We start from the raw sequence: 267 nt of genomic DNA, 5'->3' as shown, positions 1-267 counted from the left end.
ATGTATCATAGAGCTCCTGAAGCTGCTTGAGCTGGGATGTGAACCCGCATTTGCTTGCTGTATTCACAATGATGATCACCTTGCCTCTGTAAGCCGATAGCGTCATGTCTTCGCCTGTTATGGTCCGTACGTTTATATCGTAAATTGTCATCTGCGGCCCTCCTTTTTACATTCTTCATTTATTTTACCTGTTTTACACTGCAAAACAAACGGTAACCGCTTTTTCCTTCCACTTAACGGAAAACGTTTTTTTCGAGGAACCAAACG

At 42.7% G+C, this 267-nt stretch carries 1 pseudogene; it reads right to left on the bottom strand.

What is annotated here, in order from left to right:
• Nucleotides 1–151 (bottom strand): annotated as a pseudogene (locus SB660_RS21085) (glutathione peroxidase); the annotation flags it as partial.
• Between the last annotated feature and the right edge of the window lie 116 nt (nt 152–267).

Origin of the sequence: Bacillus sp. SIMBA_005 (genome assembly GCF_046535585.1) — a bacterium.
GTDB classification, from domain to species: domain Bacteria; phylum Bacillota; class Bacilli; order Bacillales; family Bacillaceae; genus Bacillus; species Bacillus pumilus.
This window is presented reverse-complemented; position numbering and strand designations above follow the sequence as displayed.